At 65.3% G+C, this 16,689-nt stretch carries 15 protein-coding genes and 1 pseudogene; 9 read left to right on the forward strand and 7 right to left on the reverse strand.

Annotated features, from left to right (window positions below):
• Positions 1 to 36: 36 nt before the first annotated feature.
• The 4 genes from ACX80O_RS10965 to ACX80O_RS10980 form a co-directional block, all read right to left on the reverse strand.
• The gene (locus ACX80O_RS10965) at positions 37 to 1,560 is read right to left on the reverse strand and encodes a long-chain-fatty-acid--CoA ligase (protein ID WP_459333465.1); all 1,524 of its coding nucleotides are present in this window, start codon (positions 1,558 to 1,560) and stop codon (positions 37 to 39) included.
• 154 nt (positions 1,561 to 1,714) lie between these two features.
• Positions 1,715 to 3,181: a peptide MFS transporter gene (locus ACX80O_RS10970; RefSeq protein WP_459333466.1), complete on the reverse strand. Its 1,467-nt coding sequence runs from the start codon at positions 3,179 to 3,181 to the stop codon at positions 1,715 to 1,717.
• Between the two features lie 67 nt (positions 3,182 to 3,248).
• The gene (locus tag ACX80O_RS10975) at positions 3,249 to 4,652 is read right to left on the reverse strand and encodes an amidase (protein ID WP_459333467.1); all 1,404 of its coding nucleotides are present in this window, start codon (positions 4,650 to 4,652) and stop codon (positions 3,249 to 3,251) included.
• Positions 4,649 to 5,401 carry a Type 1 glutamine amidotransferase-like domain-containing protein gene (locus ACX80O_RS10980; protein ID WP_459333468.1) on the reverse strand — a complete coding sequence of 251 codons (753 nt, stop codon included), beginning with the start codon at positions 5,399 to 5,401 and terminating at the stop codon, positions 4,649 to 4,651. The genes ACX80O_RS10975 and ACX80O_RS10980 overlap by 4 nt, the downstream gene beginning before the upstream one ends.
• A gap of 92 nt (positions 5,402 to 5,493) precedes the next feature.
• Between ACX80O_RS10980 and ACX80O_RS10985 the strand changes: the two genes are divergently transcribed.
• The 4 genes from ACX80O_RS10985 to ACX80O_RS11000 all read left to right on the forward strand — a co-directional run bounded on the left by ACX80O_RS10985 (position 5,494) and on the right by ACX80O_RS11000 (position 8,272).
• A complete protein-coding gene (locus tag ACX80O_RS10985) occupies positions 5,494 to 5,820 on the forward strand; it encodes a rhodanese-like domain-containing protein (protein ID WP_459333469.1) in 327 nt (108 codons plus the stop codon).
• Positions 5,821 to 5,830: 10 nt separating this feature from the next.
• A complete protein-coding gene (pheA, locus tag ACX80O_RS10990) occupies positions 5,831 to 6,763 on the forward strand; it encodes a prephenate dehydratase (RefSeq protein WP_459333470.1) in 933 nt (310 codons plus the stop codon).
• A gap of 84 nt (positions 6,764 to 6,847) precedes the next feature.
• Positions 6,848 to 7,822 (forward strand): DNA topoisomerase IB, encoded by a 975-nt coding sequence (locus ACX80O_RS10995; RefSeq protein WP_459333471.1) that lies wholly within the window; start codon positions 6,848 to 6,850, stop codon positions 7,820 to 7,822.
• A gap of 84 nt (positions 7,823 to 7,906) precedes the next feature.
• Positions 7,907 to 8,272 (forward strand): hypothetical protein, encoded by a 366-nt coding sequence (locus ACX80O_RS11000; RefSeq protein ID WP_459306119.1) that lies wholly within the window; start codon positions 7,907 to 7,909, stop codon positions 8,270 to 8,272.
• Here ACX80O_RS11000 and ACX80O_RS11005 read toward each other — a convergent pair.
• Positions 8,269 to 9,369 (reverse strand): diacylglycerol/lipid kinase family protein, encoded by a 1,101-nt coding sequence (locus tag ACX80O_RS11005; RefSeq protein WP_459333472.1) that lies wholly within the window; start codon positions 9,367 to 9,369, stop codon positions 8,269 to 8,271. The two genes, ACX80O_RS11000 and ACX80O_RS11005, sit on opposite strands and share 4 nt — an antisense overlap.
• A 72-nt stretch (positions 9,370 to 9,441) precedes the next feature.
• Between ACX80O_RS11005 and serS the strand changes: the two genes are divergently transcribed.
• Both serS and ACX80O_RS11015 read left to right on the forward strand, forming a co-directional pair.
• Positions 9,442 to 10,728, forward strand: coding sequence for a serine--tRNA ligase (serS, locus tag ACX80O_RS11010; RefSeq protein ID WP_459333473.1), 1,287 nt, complete (start codon positions 9,442 to 9,444; stop codon positions 10,726 to 10,728).
• A gap of 43 nt (positions 10,729 to 10,771) precedes the next feature.
• A complete protein-coding gene (locus tag ACX80O_RS11015; RefSeq protein WP_459306116.1) occupies positions 10,772 to 11,602 on the forward strand; it encodes an HAD family hydrolase in 831 nt (276 codons plus the stop codon).
• Here ACX80O_RS11015 and ACX80O_RS11020 read toward each other — a convergent pair.
• Both ACX80O_RS11020 and ACX80O_RS11025 read right to left on the reverse strand, forming a co-directional pair.
• Positions 11,599 to 12,240 carry a hypothetical protein gene (locus tag ACX80O_RS11020; protein WP_459306115.1) on the reverse strand — a complete coding sequence of 214 codons (642 nt, stop codon included), beginning with the start codon at positions 12,238 to 12,240 and terminating at the stop codon, positions 11,599 to 11,601. The genes ACX80O_RS11015 and ACX80O_RS11020 overlap by 4 nt on opposite strands.
• Positions 12,241 to 12,409: 169 nt before the next feature.
• Positions 12,410 to 12,880: pseudogene (locus ACX80O_RS11025) on the reverse strand (inorganic diphosphatase); the annotation flags it as partial.
• 141 nt (positions 12,881 to 13,021) lie between these two features.
• On the opposite strand from ACX80O_RS11025, the gene dacB reads away from it, so the two are divergent.
• The 3 genes from dacB to tilS are packed head-to-tail and all read left to right on the forward strand — an operon-like array spanning position 13,022 to position 16,684.
• Positions 13,022 to 14,455 carry a D-alanyl-D-alanine carboxypeptidase/D-alanyl-D-alanine endopeptidase gene (dacB, locus tag ACX80O_RS11030; protein ID WP_459333474.1) on the forward strand — a complete coding sequence of 478 codons (1,434 nt, stop codon included), beginning with the start codon at positions 13,022 to 13,024 and terminating at the stop codon, positions 14,453 to 14,455.
• Positions 14,456 to 14,493: 38 nt separating this feature from the next.
• On the forward strand, positions 14,494 to 15,648 hold the full coding sequence (locus ACX80O_RS11035; RefSeq protein WP_525929885.1) for an Rv3626c family coenzyme F420 biosynthesis-associated protein: 1,155 nt from the start codon (positions 14,494 to 14,496) through the stop codon (positions 15,646 to 15,648).
• Positions 15,641 to 16,684, forward strand: coding sequence for a tRNA lysidine(34) synthetase TilS (gene tilS, locus ACX80O_RS11040; RefSeq protein ID WP_459306110.1), 1,044 nt, complete (start codon positions 15,641 to 15,643; stop codon positions 16,682 to 16,684). The genes ACX80O_RS11035 and tilS overlap by 8 nt, the downstream gene beginning before the upstream one ends.
• Positions 16,685 to 16,689: the final 5 nt, after the last annotated feature.

Below are 16,689 nucleotides of genomic sequence, written 5' to 3' on the forward strand. Positions count from 1 at the left end.
ACGTTCCCAGCACCTACCGGGTGAACGGTGGCGCAGTTAGACCTGGATCTCGCGTTTGAGGATCTTCCCCGTCGGGCCCTTGGGCAGGGCTTGCACCAGCACCACCCGGCGGGGGTATTTGTATGCGGCAACGCGCTCCTTGGTGAATTCAAGTATTTCGGCGCTCAGCCGCTCACGGGCGTCGTCGTCCGCCGGTTCGAGTTCGGCCTTGATGCCCACGACTGCCACAATCTCCTCACCCTGGAGGTCATCCGGAACGCCGATGACTGCGGCTTCCGCTACAGCGGGGTGTTCGTAGAGCGCCTCTTCCACCTCGCGCGGGTAAACGTTGTATCCCCCACGGAGGATGACATCCTTCTTCCGGTCGACGATGAAGATGGCCCCATCCTCGTCAAACCGTGCCAGGTCTCCGGTGCGGAACCAGCCGTCGGGGATGGCAGCCGCCGTGGCGTCGTCGTTGTTCCAGTACCCTTTCATCACGCAATGGCCTCGAACAGCGAGCTCACCCACCTCGCCGGTGGGCACCTCGACTCCGTCGGTGTCGAGCATCCGCACCTCAACGCCGTCCACCGGTGTCCCAATCGAGCCCGGCTTGCGGATCGTCCCGCGCCGGTTGAAGCTGACAATCGGCGATGTCTCCGACAGGCCGTACCCTTCCAGCAGCTCAGCAGCGAAGACCCGTTCAAACTCGTGCAGCACCTCCACCGGTAGCGCCGACCCACCGGATACGGCCACGCGGAGCGATGACAGGTCGGTCCCCGCGACCGACGGATGCCGCAGCATGGCGATGTACATGGTGGGGACGCCCTCAAAGATGGTCACCCGGTCGCGTGCAATGATCTCCAACGCCTTCCCGGGCTCGAACCGGGGGAGCAGCGTCACGGTGGCGCCGGTGAGCACCGACGCGTTCAACGCGCAGGTCTGCCCGAAAATGTGGAAGAACGGGAGCCCGCCGAAGAGCACGTCGCCTACCTTCGTGCCCATCAGGTCCCGTGAAATCTCGGTGTTACGCTGCAAATTGGAGTGGGTCAGGGCCGCGCCCTTGGGGCGGCCGGTGGTCCCGGAGGTGTACAGCAGAACCGCAGTGTCATCAGCATCGACTGTTGCAACCACGGGGTCCGGTTCCACAGCTCCCAACTGCTGCATGAACGTTGCCCCATTAACGGTGATGACCTCCAGCGCCGCGCCCTGGTCAGCCGCCGACTGTTCCGCGCCCTTCGTTGCCTCAGCGACAATTCCCTCCCAGGCAAACACCAGCCGGGCGCCGGAGTCGGTGAGATGGTAGGCCACCTCGCGGGCCTTCAGCAACGGATTGAGGGGAACCACCACGGCACCAAAGCGCAGGACGCCATAATAGATAAATGCCATCTGAGGAATATTCGGCATGATCAACGCCACCCGGTCTCCGGGCCGCAAACCTTTCTGCGCCAGCAGCCGGGACACCCGTTGGCTCCACTCGTCCAGTGCCGCGAAGGAAAGTTCGACGTCGTCGAGCTTGATGCCCACCGCGTCCGGGTGCACCATGGCGGTGGAGGCGAGGTTGTTGGCGAGGTTGGGCACGTGATCTCCTTCGATCATTGCGGGTTACCGGTGAGTAACAGTCTCATTCATGACACGGCGGCGCGCAATACCGGCAGGGGCGCGCGGCAATGCCACAACGACGACGACGCCCGCCCCGGTGCTGGGGCGGGCGCCGTTCGGCCGGGGGAGCGGGTTAGCGAACCCCGGACATCAGCTTCTTGATCGCTGGAGTTGCTGCTACCAGCAGGATACCCAACACGATCGCGGTGATCCCGCTGAAGGAGAAGTAGGGCACCTCATTGTCCTGGTCGTAGTAGCCGGCCAGGATGCCCGAAACCGTAGTACCCAGGGAGATGGACAGGAAGTTTAGGGCCACCATCTGGGTCCTGAACGTTTCGGGCGCCAGCTTGGTGGCCACCGAGAGGCCAATTGGCGAGAGGAACAGTTCGGCGAAGGTGAAGAACAGCAGGATCATGGCCAACGCCAGCAGCGGTGTGCTGTTCGCGCCGCCGCCCGAGAACGGAATGAACATCAGGAAGGCGACACCCATAAAGATCAGGCCCAGCGCGAATTTGAGCGGCGACGACGGCTGCCGTGACCCCAGCTTGGTCCATAGCGCGGCGAAGACCGCGGCGAACAGGATGATGAACGCCGGATTGATCGACTGCACCCAGGCGGCGGGCATGGTCCAGCCCAGGATCTCCCGGTCCAGGCTCTGCTCCGAGTACAGGAGCACCACGGTGAACTGCTGCTGGAACAGCGCCCAGAACGCAGCACTGGCGAGGAAGAGCGGCATGAAGGAATACACCCGGCGGCGCTCCAAGGCACTGACTTTGCGGCTCCGCAGGATCACCGTGAAGTAGGCCACCGTGGCAATGATTGCCGCATAGGCCATCAGGTCCGCCAGATCGTCGGGGGTGACTGCACCGGTCAGGATGGCCACCGCAACGAGGGCCAGGAACGCGACGGCGATCAACATCCACTTCCGGTAATCGGCGGACGGCAGCGGGTTCTCCACCGCATGCGATTCCGCGGGAAGGTACTTCCGGGTCAGGGTGTACTGCACCAACCCGATGGCCATGCCCACCGCCGCGGCGCCGAAGCCCACATGGAATCCCCAGCTTTGTTGCAGCCAGCCGGTAATCAGCGGGCCGACCAGGGCGCCAAGGTTGATGCCCATGTAGAAGATCGAGAAGCCGGCGTCGCGCCGCTCATCCCCTTGCCGGTACAGGGTGCCGACCAGGGAGGTCGCGTTGGCCTTAAGGCCGCCGGAGCCGATGCCAACGAGGATCAGGCCCACCGTCAGGCCCGCCCCGCCTGGCAGCACAGCCAGGGCGATGTGGCCGACCATGATCATGATCGCCGAGGAGAAGAGGACCTTCTCGGACCCGAGCACCCGGTCGGCCAGCCAGGCGCCGAGGATCGTCGACAGGTAGACACCGCCGCCATACGCGCCGACCAGACCAGCGGCAACCCCCTGGTTGATCGCCAGCCCACCCTCGGTGACGCTGTAGGTCATGTACAACAGGAGGATGGCCTGCATCCCGTAGAAAGAGAAGCGCTCCCACAGCTCGATACTGAACAAATTGGCCAACATTCGGGGGTGGCCCATGAATGTTTTTTCCGCCGGACGGGCGGACGTCTCAGATGATGTGGTCATTTATCCCATGGTGCCACGCGCATTTTGGCTACTGAAATGGACCCGGCGGATTTCGCCGTCGTCCCGGCTAAACGCCCTGCGCTTCAAGCTGCGCCGAAACCGCCAGTAGTTGCGCCTCGGCGCTGGGGCGCCCGATCAGCTGGACTCCCATGGACAGGCCGCTATTGGTGGCGAGGGTTGGCAGGGTGATCGCCGGCAGTCCGCACACATTCACCATCGACGTGTAGGGGGAATACTGGCACTGTCTCATGTAATCGACATCACCTTCCTCCGAGTCGTACCACCCGATCGGGCGGGGAGTCTGGCCCAGCGCCGGTGTCAGAATGAGGTCGAACCTCGAGTAATCGGCAATGGTCTGCTGCTCAAATTGCCGGAGGATGTCGACGGCGGCGACCAGCTCGGCCGCGCTGCGCGCCATGGCACGGCGCCGCATATCACGGGCGAGCGGGGAGAGCAGTGCTTCGCGATCCGGCGGGATGGGAGCCGCTGCCAGGGCGGCGGTCCAGACCAGCTGGAAGGCCTGATGGTAGCGGGGGTCGTAGCTGATGTCGGCGTCGACCACGTCGTGCCCCGCGGCCCCGAGAGCCGTGATGCCCTGCTGGTAAGCTGCCACGGCCTCAGGGTCCAGGACAATGTCGTAGGCACTGGCGAAGGGCGAGACAGTGCTGGCGCCGATCCGGAACGTGCCGTCCGCCCGGAGGGCAGCGTCGAGAAATGACGTCGATCCTGGCACCGCACTGGTGGCCCGGTGGTTGGGCTCGGCCACCATCGCGTCGAGCAGAAGTGCGGCGTCGGCGGTCGTCCGGGCCAGGGGTCCCGCCACCACGAACTGGCCGAGGTCCGCCTGGCCGGACAGGGAAGGAATTCGCCCCCGGTTCGGTTTCAGCCCGATCAGGCCGGTCGCCGAGGCGGGAATGCGGACCGATCCGCCGCCGTCGCTGCCCGGCGCAAACGGGATCAGGCGGGCCGCGACCGCTGCCGCGCTGCCGCCGGAGGATCCGCCGGGGCTGAGGGACAGGTCGAGCGGGTTCCTGGCCGGGGGCGCAATAGTGTTTTCGCTGTGGCAGCTCAGACCGAATTCGGGCACCTGGGTCTTGCCGAGGCTGATGCCGCCGGCAGCTCGGAGAATCGCCACCAGCGGCGAATCAGTGGCAGCGAGTACCTGGTCCATCGCCGCCGTGCCGTAGGTGGTCACGACGCCGGCGACGTCGGTCAGGTCCTTGTGCGCCAGCGGCATGCCGTGGAGCACTGGCAGGTGACCGCCCGACCGGGCGGAAGACGCCTGCCGGCTGTCCGCTGCGGCCGCCTCGTGCATCGCCTGATCCGCGGTCACCGTGATGAAGGACCCCAGTCGCGGATTGAGTTCGTCAATCCGGCTGAGATAGTGGGACGTTAATTCGCGCGAGCCCAGTTCGCCCCGCGCGATAGCGTCGCGCTGGGCCAGCGCGGTCAGGTTGTGAAGTTCGGTCACCGGATTTCCCCCAGCAGCCGGGGTTCCAGTGTTTCCTCAACTGCCACCGCATCGACACTGTCGCCCGCGCCGGCCCGAACAAGGTAGGCGCTCTTGCCAGGGGTTTCGCTGACCGCCTCCACCAGGGTGGTGCCGTGGTAGACCAGTCCCACGCCGTCGTCGGTGCAATGGGTTTCTCCGAGGGTGCCGTCGGCGACCATCCGGTGGATGAGCGGACGCCTGCGTTCCTCCGAGTCGTAATGCACGCCGTTGCCGTAGGGGAGAAAGCCCAGGCCATTGGTGACCGGTAGCAGCTCGGGGCCGAAGGAATCGGTTGCGCCGCCGCGGAACCAGCAGATAGAACCGGCTGAAACCCCGCCGAGGACCACGCCGGCCTGCCAGGCCCGGTGAAAGAGCTGGTCGAGGGCGTGCACGCGCCAGACGGCCAGCAGGTTCGCAACCGACCCGCCACCGACCCACACCACGTCCTGGGAGAGCAGGTGATCCTCCATCGGATCGATATTGGGCATGGTGAACAGGTTCAGGCACGCTGCGTCGAAGCCCGCAATCCGGGCAGCCTCGGTAAACCGCTGATTCCACTCCCGTGAGTCGCCGCCTGCGGTGCCCACATAGGTGACCTGCGGGGCTCGCCCTGTGACGCCCGACAGTTCGACGGCGTGATGCATGAGCAGATTGAATTCGAGGTCCACCCGGAGGCCCTTGCGGTACCCGCCTGACGTCGCAAGGATGGTGGGGCGATCAGCCGTCATTGGTACCTCCCGGTTGGGTGCAGCATGGTGGGTGAGGTTCGCCTCCCACTATAGGCTTGGGCGGAATACGACCCATGGGAAGGGGATGAGTGATGAGCGAAGTTGAGAACGTCTCGATTGATTCAATTGTCGAGGACACCACTGTGGTGGACGTCAGGGAGGACTACGAATGGGCCGCCGGTCACATCGACGGCGCACTGCATATTCCGATGGAGCAGATTCCCGCACGGCTGGACGAGTTTGACCCTGACGCTGACCTGCACGTGATCTGCCGGACCGGGGGCCGTTCCCAGCGCGTTGCCCAGTGGCTGGTAGCCAACGGGTACTCGGCAGTCAACGTGACCGGTGGAATGGGCGCATGGCTTGAAGCTGATCGTCCGATGGTCTCCGACACCGACCAGCCACCCGCGGTCCTGTGAGCTGGACATCATGACCTCTCCAGCGTCCTACACCTTCCTCGGCCCCGAGGGGACTTTTACCGAGGCAGCCTTGCTGCAGGTGCCCGGAGCCGATGTCGCCCGCCGGGTTCCCGCCCCGACCGTCAACGCCGCGCTGGATTTGGTGCGGGATGGCTCTGTCGACGCCGCCATGGTCCCGATCGAAAACTCGGTGGAAGGCGGGGTGAGCGCCACCCTTGACGCCATCGCCCAGGGGGATCCACTCCGGATCATCCACGAGGTGCTGGTTCCCATCACGTTTGTCCTGGTTGCCAAACCAGGATCGCTTCTGACCGAGGTGCGCACCATTTCCACCCACGGTCATGCCTGGGCACAATGTCAGGCGTGGACCGCCAAACATATTCCCGACGTAGAATATCTGCCAGGATCCTCGACCGCCGCGGCCGCGGTTGGCCTCCTCGACGCCGGCTGCCCCTACGACGCAGCAATCTGCTCGCCGTTCGTGGCCGAACGGTTGGGCCTGGAGGTGCTGGGACGCGATATCGGTGATGTGTCCGACGCCGTGACCCGGTTCATCCTGGTCAGCCGGCCCAACGTGCTCCCCGAACCCACGGGTGCCGACAAGACGACGCTGGTCATTCCCCTGCCGGAAGACCATCCAGGGGCGCTGATGGAAATTCTCGACCAGTTCGCCGCACGCGGAGTGAACCTGAGCAGAATCGAATCCAGGCCCACCGGCCAGTTCCTCGGCGACTACTTCTTCAGCATCGACGCCGAGGGGCACATCGCCGATGCCCGGGTGGCCGACGCGCTGAAGGGATTGCACCGGATCAGCCCTCACCTGCGGTTCCTGGGCTCCTACGCCAGGGCCGACCGGCGTGAACACTCGGTCGCCAGGCACACCTCCGACGAGGCGTTCCGGGCGGCGAGGATCTGGGTGGATTCGCTCCTCAAGGACGACTAGGCGTAAGGGACGCCCGTGATCCGTCCATACCGGATCGGCAGCTACGCAGTAGGCTGATCTTCTCAATCCTGAAAGGTGGCACCCATGCCCCGACTTCGGCGCAGCAACTGTGAAAAGCCGGGCATCACCCGTCGCCGGCACGGAAAGGGCTTTGGCTACCGGACACCCGACGGAACACCGCTTCGCGATGCCATCGAGCTGCGGCGGATCAAGGAGCTGGCGATCCCGCAGGCCTGGCAGGACGTCTGGATTGCCCCGTATCCCAACGGCCACATCCAGGCGCTCGGCACCGACGCAGCGGGGCGGCGCCAGTACGTCTATCACACGGCGTGGCGCCAGAAGAAGGACCGCGAGAAGTTCGACCGCGCCCTGGAATTCGGGGAAAAGCTGCCTGCAGCCCGGCGAGTCATCACCTCCCATCTACGCAGCGAGGGCATCCCCCGGGAGCGCGCGTTCGCCGCTGCGCTGCGGATTGTCGATTCGGGGTCGCTGAGAATCGGTTCCGAACAGTACGCCGAAGCCAACGGATCCTTTGGGGTCACCACCCTCCAGGTCGAGCACGTCAGTATCAAAGGGTCGGTGATCACCTTTGAGTTCCCCGGGAAGAGTGGCCAACAGTGGCAGTCAACCGTTGAGGACGCTGACCTTTCGGCGGCGATGCGGCCCATGCTTAGGCGCGAACCGGCCGACACGGCGCTCGCCTACCGGACCGCCGACGGCGAATGGCACCGCGTTGACGCATCGCAACTGAACGAATTCCTCCGCCAAGTCACTGGGGAGGGCTTCACCGCAAAAGACTTCCGCACCTGGCAGGCGACGGTCGTCGCGGCCATGGACCTCGCACGCAGTGACCTGCTGGCCACCAGCCGCACCGCCCGCCAGAAAGCTGTCGCGGCAACCATGCGCGCGGTCGCCGAGCGACTCGGGAACACCCCGGCCGTAGCGAAGCGCTCGTACGTGGACCCACGACTGGTCGACCGGTTTATGGTCGGCGAAGTCATTGAGATCGCCAGCTATTCAGCCTCCGAGAAAGCTGTTCGCGGGCTGCTTAAAGCGTGAAGATCCTTCCCACCGGAACCTTTTCCTCAGTAGGCTTCACTCAAGGCGCCAGCGTAGGCGCACACGTTCAACGAAAGGCGCACCATGAGCGAGCAGGCTAACGAAGGACGAGACAGCACCTCGAACGAAGGCGGCGGAGCCACCTCCGACGAGAACTACCGCGGAGACGCCGGAGACCAGGCCAACGACCTGCGGTTCTCGGAGGAGCAGCAGCTCATCAACAGTCAGGCGAAGGGCGAATTTCCTGATTCGGACACCGAGAACCTCGAGCCCGTCCCCGGCGGCGGATACACCGGTGCGCAGAAGAAGAGCGCCACCGACGGCGGATTCACCGGCGAGCAGAACCCCGAGAACGAGGGCGAGTACACCGACGTCGAGGAAGACCCATCTGATGGCACCGGCCCACAGGGTGGGTACACGGATGCCGACACAGAAGGTGGTTCCCGCTAGCCGCGCGTCCTTCGCACCACTGGTCGGGTGCGCTGCGAAGCGGGTGCCGGGAGGGACCTGACGATCAGCGCACCCGGATCGATGCTAACGGTGACTGACGTGACAACGCCCGAGAGGTCGCCGTCGAGCTGGGTCTGTGTAGGTTCAGACACCGTCACTGTGACGCTCCGTGCCTGATAGTAGTTGATGACCGGGATAACGCTCCGCGGCCGGAGGACAATTTTGGCACCCATCCAGATCCAGCCGAGGATACTCCGCGGGCTCATCACCACCACATCCAGGTAGCCATCATCGAGCGTCGAATCGGGGATCAGCTCGATCCCGCCGGGAAGGCGCCCGCAGTTGGCGAACAGGACGCTGTGGACGGTCCTGACCTGCGACGGCTGACCATCGAGGCTGATTCCCATTCGCTGCCGCTTGCCCGGCAGGCTGCGGAAGCCGGCTTCGCTATAGGCCAGCCACCCCAACCTCTCTTTCAGGACGTCCCGCGTCGCCGCTACCACGACGGCGTCCAGGCCAACTCCGCCCATCACCAGGAAAACGTGCTCGGTGCCTGAACCAGTCCGGTCGTCGAGCAGCTTGACGCGTCCCATATCGATCCGGCGCCCACCGCCATGAAGCGCGTGGCGCACACTCGTTGCCAGATCCGACACCGGAACGCCAAGATTCCGTGCCAGCAGGTTTCCCGTCCCCAACGGAATGAGGCCCAGCACGGCGCTCTGGTGCGCCATAGCCCGGGCCACGGCACGCACCGTCCCGTCCCCACCGGCAGCGATGACGACGTCGGACCCTTCCCGGAGGGCCTGGCTGGCCTGACCAAAGCCCGGGTCGGAGACGCTGGTCTCGAAGACCAGCGGCGGGTCCCAGCCAGCCTCCACGCAGGCCAGTTCAACCAGGTCCCGGGCGAATCCAGCATGGGGCTTCCCCGGGTGCACGACCAGGGCCACCCGCTGCCGGTCAGTTGGTGCCGGAAGGGGAGGTGCCGCGTCGGGTGCGGGGGGTTTGCGGAAATGTAGCCGGCGGACTCCTCGCCAGCTCGCAACGGAACCGGCCGCGACCAGGGCCAAGGCAATCAGGAAGATCAGGCGAAGTTGCATGATGCCCCTCAGGCTATCGCCCCGTGGAGAGGTCGGGGCATCATCGCGCCGTGCCATTGATAGTGTTGGCTCGTGATCGATGTTAACGAGCTCCGCGACAATCCTGAGAAATTCCGCACATCACAGCGCGCCCGCCGTGCTGATGTCGACCTGATCGATGCGATTATCTCGGCTGACTCCCGCCGCCGGGAGGTGGTCACCAGCGCCGAATCCTTGAGGGCAGACCAGAACGCCTTCGGCAAGCGCGTCGCCCAGGCCAAGGGCCAGGAGAAGCAGGCACTGCTCGCGGAGGTCAAGGAACTTGCCGCCTCGGTGAAAGCCGCGGCAGCCGACGCCGAGGCCGCCCGACAGGCGCAGGACGCACTCCTTCGCAGCCTCCCCAACGCCATCCAGGAGGGCGTGCCAGCCGGCGGCGAGGACGACTTCGAGGTCGTCAAAACGGTCGGCATCCCACGGGACTTCAGCGGCGAAGGCTTTGCACCCCGGGACCACCTGGAAATCGGTGAGCTCATCGGCGCCATCGACATGGAACGCGGGGCGAAGGTCTCGGGCTCACGCTTCTACTTCCTCAAGGGCGTCGGGGCGCGCCTGGAGCTTGCGCTCTTGAACATGGCCATGGACCAGGCGGTTCAGGCCGGGTTCACCCCGATGATCACCCCCACCCTGGTCCGCCCGGAAATCATGCAGGGCACCGGGTTCGATGTGGCTCATGACGCCGAAATTTACCGGCTTGCCGAAGATGACCTGTACCTGGTGGGCACCTCGGAGGTGGCCATGGCCGGCTATCACTCCGACGAGATCCTCGACCTGTCAGCCGGGCCCGTCCGGTACGCCGGCTGGTCCTCCTGCTACCGCCGTGAAGCTGGCTCCCATGGCAAGGACACCCGCGGAATCATCAGGGTGCACCAGTTCAATAAGGTAGAAATGTTCGCCTACACCACCGAAGCGGAGTCCTACGCCGAGCACGCCAGAATGCTGGCGTGGGAAGAGGAGATGCTCGCCAAAGTGGAGCTGCCCTACCGGGTGATCGATACTGCCGCGGGGGACCTGGGCATGTCAGCCGCCCGCAAGTTTGACTGCGAGGCGTGGGTTCCCACCCAGGAGGCGTACCGGGAGCTGACCTCGACCTCCAACTGCACCACCTTCCAGGCCCGCCGTCTGAACATTCGTGAGCGGCAGCCGGAAGGTCAGAAGGGAACCCGCGCGGTTGCAACACTCAACGGGACGCTGGCAACCACCCGCTGGATTGTCGCGATCCTTGAGCACCACCAGAATGCCGACGGTTCGGTGACCGTACCGCGGGCGCTTAGGCCGTACCTGGGCGGGCTCGACGTGCTGCCGGTACTCGGCGCCTCCTGACGCTCCCTACCCCGCCGCTCGGCGAATCTGGTTCACTGGGGTAGTGAAAGAATTTACTACTGCCGGCACCGAGGACCAGCGGCCCCACCGTAAGCTCATCGCCCTCGACGTCGACGGCACGCTGGTCGATCATGACGGAAAGATGACCGACGAGGTCCGGGATGCCGCCCGGGCCGTCGTCGACGCCGGGCACGAGGTCATCATCGCTACGGGCCGCTCACTGGGTGCCGCGCTGCCCATCATTGAACACATCGGGCTCACGCACGGCTACAGTGTGTGCTCCAACGGCGGGGTGACCCTCCGCGTCGATCCCACCCTGGCGCAGGGTTTTGAGATTATTGACCGGGTCACTTTTGATCCCCGGCCGGCTCTCGTTGCGCTGCGGGAACGCCTGCCGACCGCCAAATACGCCCTCGAAGACGACGAGGGAAACTTTCTCGCCACTGAACCGTTCCAGGACGCGAGCTTCGGGGCGAAGACCCGCACCGTGGATTTCGATGAGATGCTCGACGCCGCGGCGGTCCGGGTCGTGGTGTTCAGTACCGACAGCACTGCCGAGCAGTTCGGAGAGGCAGTCGAGGCAATCGGCCTTCACGGTGTCACCTATTCGGTGGGGTGGACGGCGTGGCTGGACATTGCGGCGGCCGGTGTCACTAAGGCGAGTGCCCTTGAACTGCTGCGCCGTCGCCTGGACATTGACCCGTCGCAGACCGTCGCTATGGGCGACGGGCGAAACGACATTGAGATGCTGACGTGGGCTGCCCGCGGCGTCGCGATGGGCCAGTCGCCGGCTGAGGTGCTGGCAGCAGCAACCGAGGTGACCGCCAGCGTGTACGACGACGGCGCCGCCAAGGTCCTCCGCACCCTCGTCTAGGAGCCCGGCTCATAGGGTACGGACGACGGCGGCAGGGCCACGGGTCCGGCGGCGAGGTCGAGGAGCCTCGCAGCCGCGGGCCGGGTGGCCCATTCCTCAATCCAGTGCGACCTGACCACTGCCTTACTGACAGCCTGGGTAGTAATCCCCAGTTCAGCGGAAATCAGCCGCTGCTGTCCCCTGGCGCCGGGGGTCAGCAGGTCAAGAACATTCCATTCGGCCTCTGTCCGGGTGAAGACAATCTGACCGAGCAGGCGCAGAACCGCCTCGGCCTCGCCCGCCACCACGGAATCCGGGCCCTCCACGGCGAGGGGAATACGTTCGCCGGTTTTCTGTGCCCGGGTGACGGCGCGGCGCGCGTAGACCAGCCCATATCCCTCGGCCTCGAGGATATTCCCGGGGATCGGTGCGTTGACTCCGCCAACACCGATTCCGACATGCCAGCGCCGGTGCCGGAGGGCGGTCAGGGCGACATCGACGGCAATCGAGGCGCTGTCAACAACCCCCTGCAGTTCGTCCCCGGTGGACCGCTGGAACGGCACCACAGCGTCGACGTGACGTAGCCCACGCAGCAGATCGCTGACCAGGTCTCCCACCTCGCGGGAGTCACGCTGGTTGATCGTTAGGACGTAGAGCATGGCTTCAGTATGCCTGAAATCATGCCCCACAACGCTCTAATCAACCGATAACCGTTGATTTTCGGTGTGGAGACTAGCGACCCTGTGGGATGGCTGCGGCGTTCGGGACATCGGCGTCGACGTCCCGCCCCTGCGGCTCATCTTTTTCCCGCTGCTCGCCGAGCTCCTGAAAACGCTTCAGCGAGGCCTCGACTTCGGCTTCGGCCGCAGCGCGGTCGGCCCAGTCTGCGGCCTCAACCCACTTGCCGGGCTCAAGGTCCTTGTAGCGCTCAAAGAAGTGCTTGATCTCGTCCAGCAGGAACGGCGACACATCCGATAGGTCCTTGATGTGGTTGAAGCGGGGGTCGGTCGGAACGCACAAGACCTTCGCGTCGCCGCCGCCGTCGTCGGTCATGTTGAACACGCCGATGGGACGGGACTCCACCAGTACGCCGGGAATCAGGTCAAAATCCTGGAGCATCACCATCGCGTCCAGCGGATCGCCGTCCTCGCCGAGGGTGTTCTCAAAGTAACCGTAGTGGGTGGGGTACTGCATCGAGGTGAAAAGGACACGGTCAAGGCGCAGCCGGTGCGTTTCGTGGTCGATTTCGTACTTGACGCGTGATCCTTTGGGGATCTCGATGGTGACGTCGAGGTTCATGGCACTCTCCTGTGGAATCCTGTGGTCAGCGCGCGGCGGTATGCCGCAGGGGCTGCCACGTCGGTCTAGTCTTAAACATATAGGTTTGGGACGCATCCCGTGGGTTTGAACCAGTTCGACTGATAACCGAGGGGGATTTATTTGCTCCGCAGCATACGGGTGGTCACTGCAGCCCTGCTGGTTGCGGTTTTTGCTGTCCTCGCCGTTCCCCTGGGTTTTGCGGCTGTGCCATCGGTGGTTCGGGCCTCTGAGGAGCCGGAGCCGACGCCTGAACCCACCACCGACGCACGGCAGCTACCGCCGTTGACCCTCACGCCCCCCGCCCACGTGACGGCTCTGGATCCGGCGGCTCCAGAGCCGAACCCCGACATCCTGACGGCCGCCCTTGACGCAGAACTCGCACTGGACGGACCGGGTGGGTTCTCCGGGATGGTGATGGACGCCGAGACCGGCGGTGTCCTCTTCGACAGGGGCTCGGGCACGCCCCAATTGCCGGCATCCAACCAGAAACTGCTTACTGCTGCTGCGGTAATAGGTAAAATCGCCCCGGACCGTCGGCTTGAAACAGCAGTTGTCGCTGGGGAGCGGGCAGGCGATTTGGTGCTGGTGGCGGGCGGGGACGTGCTGTTGTCTGCAGGGAGATCCGATCCTGATGCGGTCCGCGGACGGGCTGGCCTGCAGACCCTCGCCGAGGAAACCCTCGCTGCTGTTGACCCGGCCGATGCCCCGTTCACCATCCTGCTGGATGACACCTTGTTCGTCGGCCCCACCCTCAACGCCGGCTGGTTGCCGGGTGACGTGGCTGCCGGCGAGATCGCCCCCATCTATCCGCTGGCCATCAACTCGTCCTGGGTGGACGAGGGTGCCACCCAGGGGCCGCGGTCACCCGATGCTGCCCTTGCCGCCGCAACAGTCTTCAGCGACGCGTTCGCGGTTGTCGGCAGCGAACTCGGTATTGAGGTGACAGCTGGGGTCACCCGGACGCAGGCCCCCGACGACGGTGTTCGGCTGGCCGCTGTTGGGTCGGCAACGGTCGCCGAACAGGTGGACCACATGCTGCTGACGAGCGACAACTACCTCGCCGAAGTGCTGGCCCGGCTGGCAGCGCGGGCGGGCGGCCAGCCAGCCTCCTTCGGCGGCGCCACGGAAACCGTCGTGAGCGTTATTAGTCAGTTGGGCGTAGCCACGGAAGGGTTGGTGGTCAGCGACGCGGCCGGGCTGTCCCCACGCAACGAGGTGTCCCCGGCCCAACTCGCTGCCGTGGTGCGCGCGTTGATCGTCTCAGAGGAGCGCGGGCTGGCCTCCGTCCTCAATGGGCTGCCGATCGGCGGACTATCGGGCACTCTGCAGGACAGGTACCAACCGCAAGGGCCAGCGGCCGACGGTGCCGGCCTGGTCAGAGCGAAAACGGGAACCCTAAACGCGGTGACGGCGCTCAGCGGGTACGTGGTGACGGCGGATGGACGGCTGCTGGTTTTCTCCTTGATCGCCGGCGGGCTGGATGGAAATACCTTCGCTGCGCGGACGGCGATCGACCGAGCCGCCGCCACCCTGGCCGGCTGCGGCTGCAGATAGCCCCCTTCCTCTCAGGCTAATGTGATCGAATGGACCTCATGGAGAGCAACCCTTCGTCCACCGTCCGACCCAAAGCACCAGCACAACTTATTAACTGGGACCTCGCGGCGTCCAGCGCCGCGAAGCTCACCCCCGCCGGCCCCCAGACGAGTGCGAACGAAATCGCTACAGCAGTCGCCGACCTGCGGGCGGCGGCCGAGGCTTCGATCGGGTATGTCCATCAGATCACCGGGCTCGACGCAGCGAAAGATCTGCGGGACTCTGACGTGCTCATCGTTGACAGGGCATCGTGGGCCAAAGCCAACACCCAGAGTTTCCAGGCGCTGATGGCGCCGGCGCTGGAGCACCTGTCGCGTGCCAGGAAAGACGAACTCAGCACCGCCAGCGCTGCCCTCGGCGGAACTCTCACCGGTGCCCAGTTCGGAGCCATTCTGGCCTTCCTCTCGTCTAAAGTGCTCGGGCAGTACGATCCCTTTGGCCCCGCAAGGAACGGCACCAACGGACGGCTGATGCTGGTTGCCCCCAACATTCTGGCGGTCGAGCGTGAACTGAACGTGGAGCCCGCCGACTTCAGGCTGTGGGTGTGCCTGCATGAGCAGACCCACCGGGTGCAATTCGCTGCGGCGCCCTGGCTGAAGGACCACCTGTTGGCGCACATCTCCGAACTCACGGAGGGTCTGCTCGGTAAGGCAGACGGCCTCTCCGAGCGGCTCGCTAAAGCCGCGAAGGGCATCACCAGTCGGGCGCAGCCATCCGATGCGGACCAGGGTGGTGCCGACAGCCAGCACCGGGGCAGCGACAACGGGATACTTTCCCTCCTGCAGGACCCGCAGGACAAGGCACGGATGTCCCATCTCACCGCCGTCATGAGTCTGCTCGAGGGACACGCAAACGTGGTGATGGACGCCGTCGATTCAACTATCGTCCCCAGCGTCAAAACCATCCGCCGCCGGTTCAATGCCAGAGGAAAGTCTCACGGTCCGGTGGAGAAATTCCTGCGCCGCGTGCTGGGGCTGGACGCGAAAATGCGACAATACAGCGACGGGGCGCGGTTTGTCCGGAGGGTCGTGGACCGGGTGGGCATGGAAGGGTTCAACAGCGTCTGGATCAGCGCCGAACACCTCCCCACCGAAGAGGAGATCCACGCCCCGGACAAGTGGATCACCCGGATGGGACTGCTTAGCGGTGGTTAGGCGCCCCCGGCTCAGCCCGGTGGTTGCCAACGCGCGCAATCTGCTCCGACATGCCCTTGAGATAAGCGGAACCCCGGCAGGGTCGCTCCTCCTGGTGGCCTGCAGCGGTGGGCCCGATTCCCTGGCTTTGGCATCAGTCGCCGCCCACTCCAGCCGCTCCGGGGAGTATCGGGTTGGCGCAGTAGTGGTGGACCATGGACTCCAGCCCGGCAGTGCAGCGATCGCGGCACAGGCGGCGCTGACCCTGACGGCCATGGGTCTGGACCCGGTCGGCGTGCGCACAGTCACAGTTGACCACCGGGGGATGGGGCCGGAGGCGGCGGCACGGAGCGCGCGCTTCAAGGCGCTGGACGCTGCGGCTGCCGAGTCCGGTGCGTCGGCAGTGCTGCTCGGCCATACGCTTGATGATCAGGCGGAGCAGGTGTTGCTGGGACTTGCCCGGGGCTCCGGCACCCGGTCCCTCGCCGGTATGCCGGCGCAGCGGGGGCTCTATCTACGGCCCTTCCTGGGGCTGCGACGGGACGAGACGGTTGAGATCTGCCGGTTTGAAGGACTCGCACCGTGGTACGACCCAACCAACTCCGATCCCAGCTTCGCCAGGTCCAGGGTCAGGGCTCAGGTCTTGCCTTACCTGGAGGAACAGTTGGGCCCCGGAGTCGCGCGGGCGCTGTACCGCAGCTCCCGGATTCTGGCGCAGGACGCCGACTATCTTGACCGACTCAGCCTCGAAACCTACGACCAGCTGCACGTTTTCGACGGAACCGACATCCTGCTCCTGGAGGACGCGCTCCGGTCCCTGCCGCCATCTTTGCGGCAACGGGTCCTTGCGCTCGCCGCCGTCCGGCTCGGCGGAGAGCAGCCAAGTTTCGAGCGGATCCGTGCGGCGGAGACGCTGCTCGACCGGCGGGGCTCGGCCGGGCCGGTGCAGCTCGGCGGGGGCGTGAGCGTGCACCGTCAGGTGCGAGGGAAGGCCGTTCCCCAAGGGGACCCAAGCTATGGCAGTCTTGTCTTTAGAAACAACCGTGCGCTTCCCTAAGCCGT

The organism is Arthrobacter glycogeni (genome assembly GCF_054511155.1).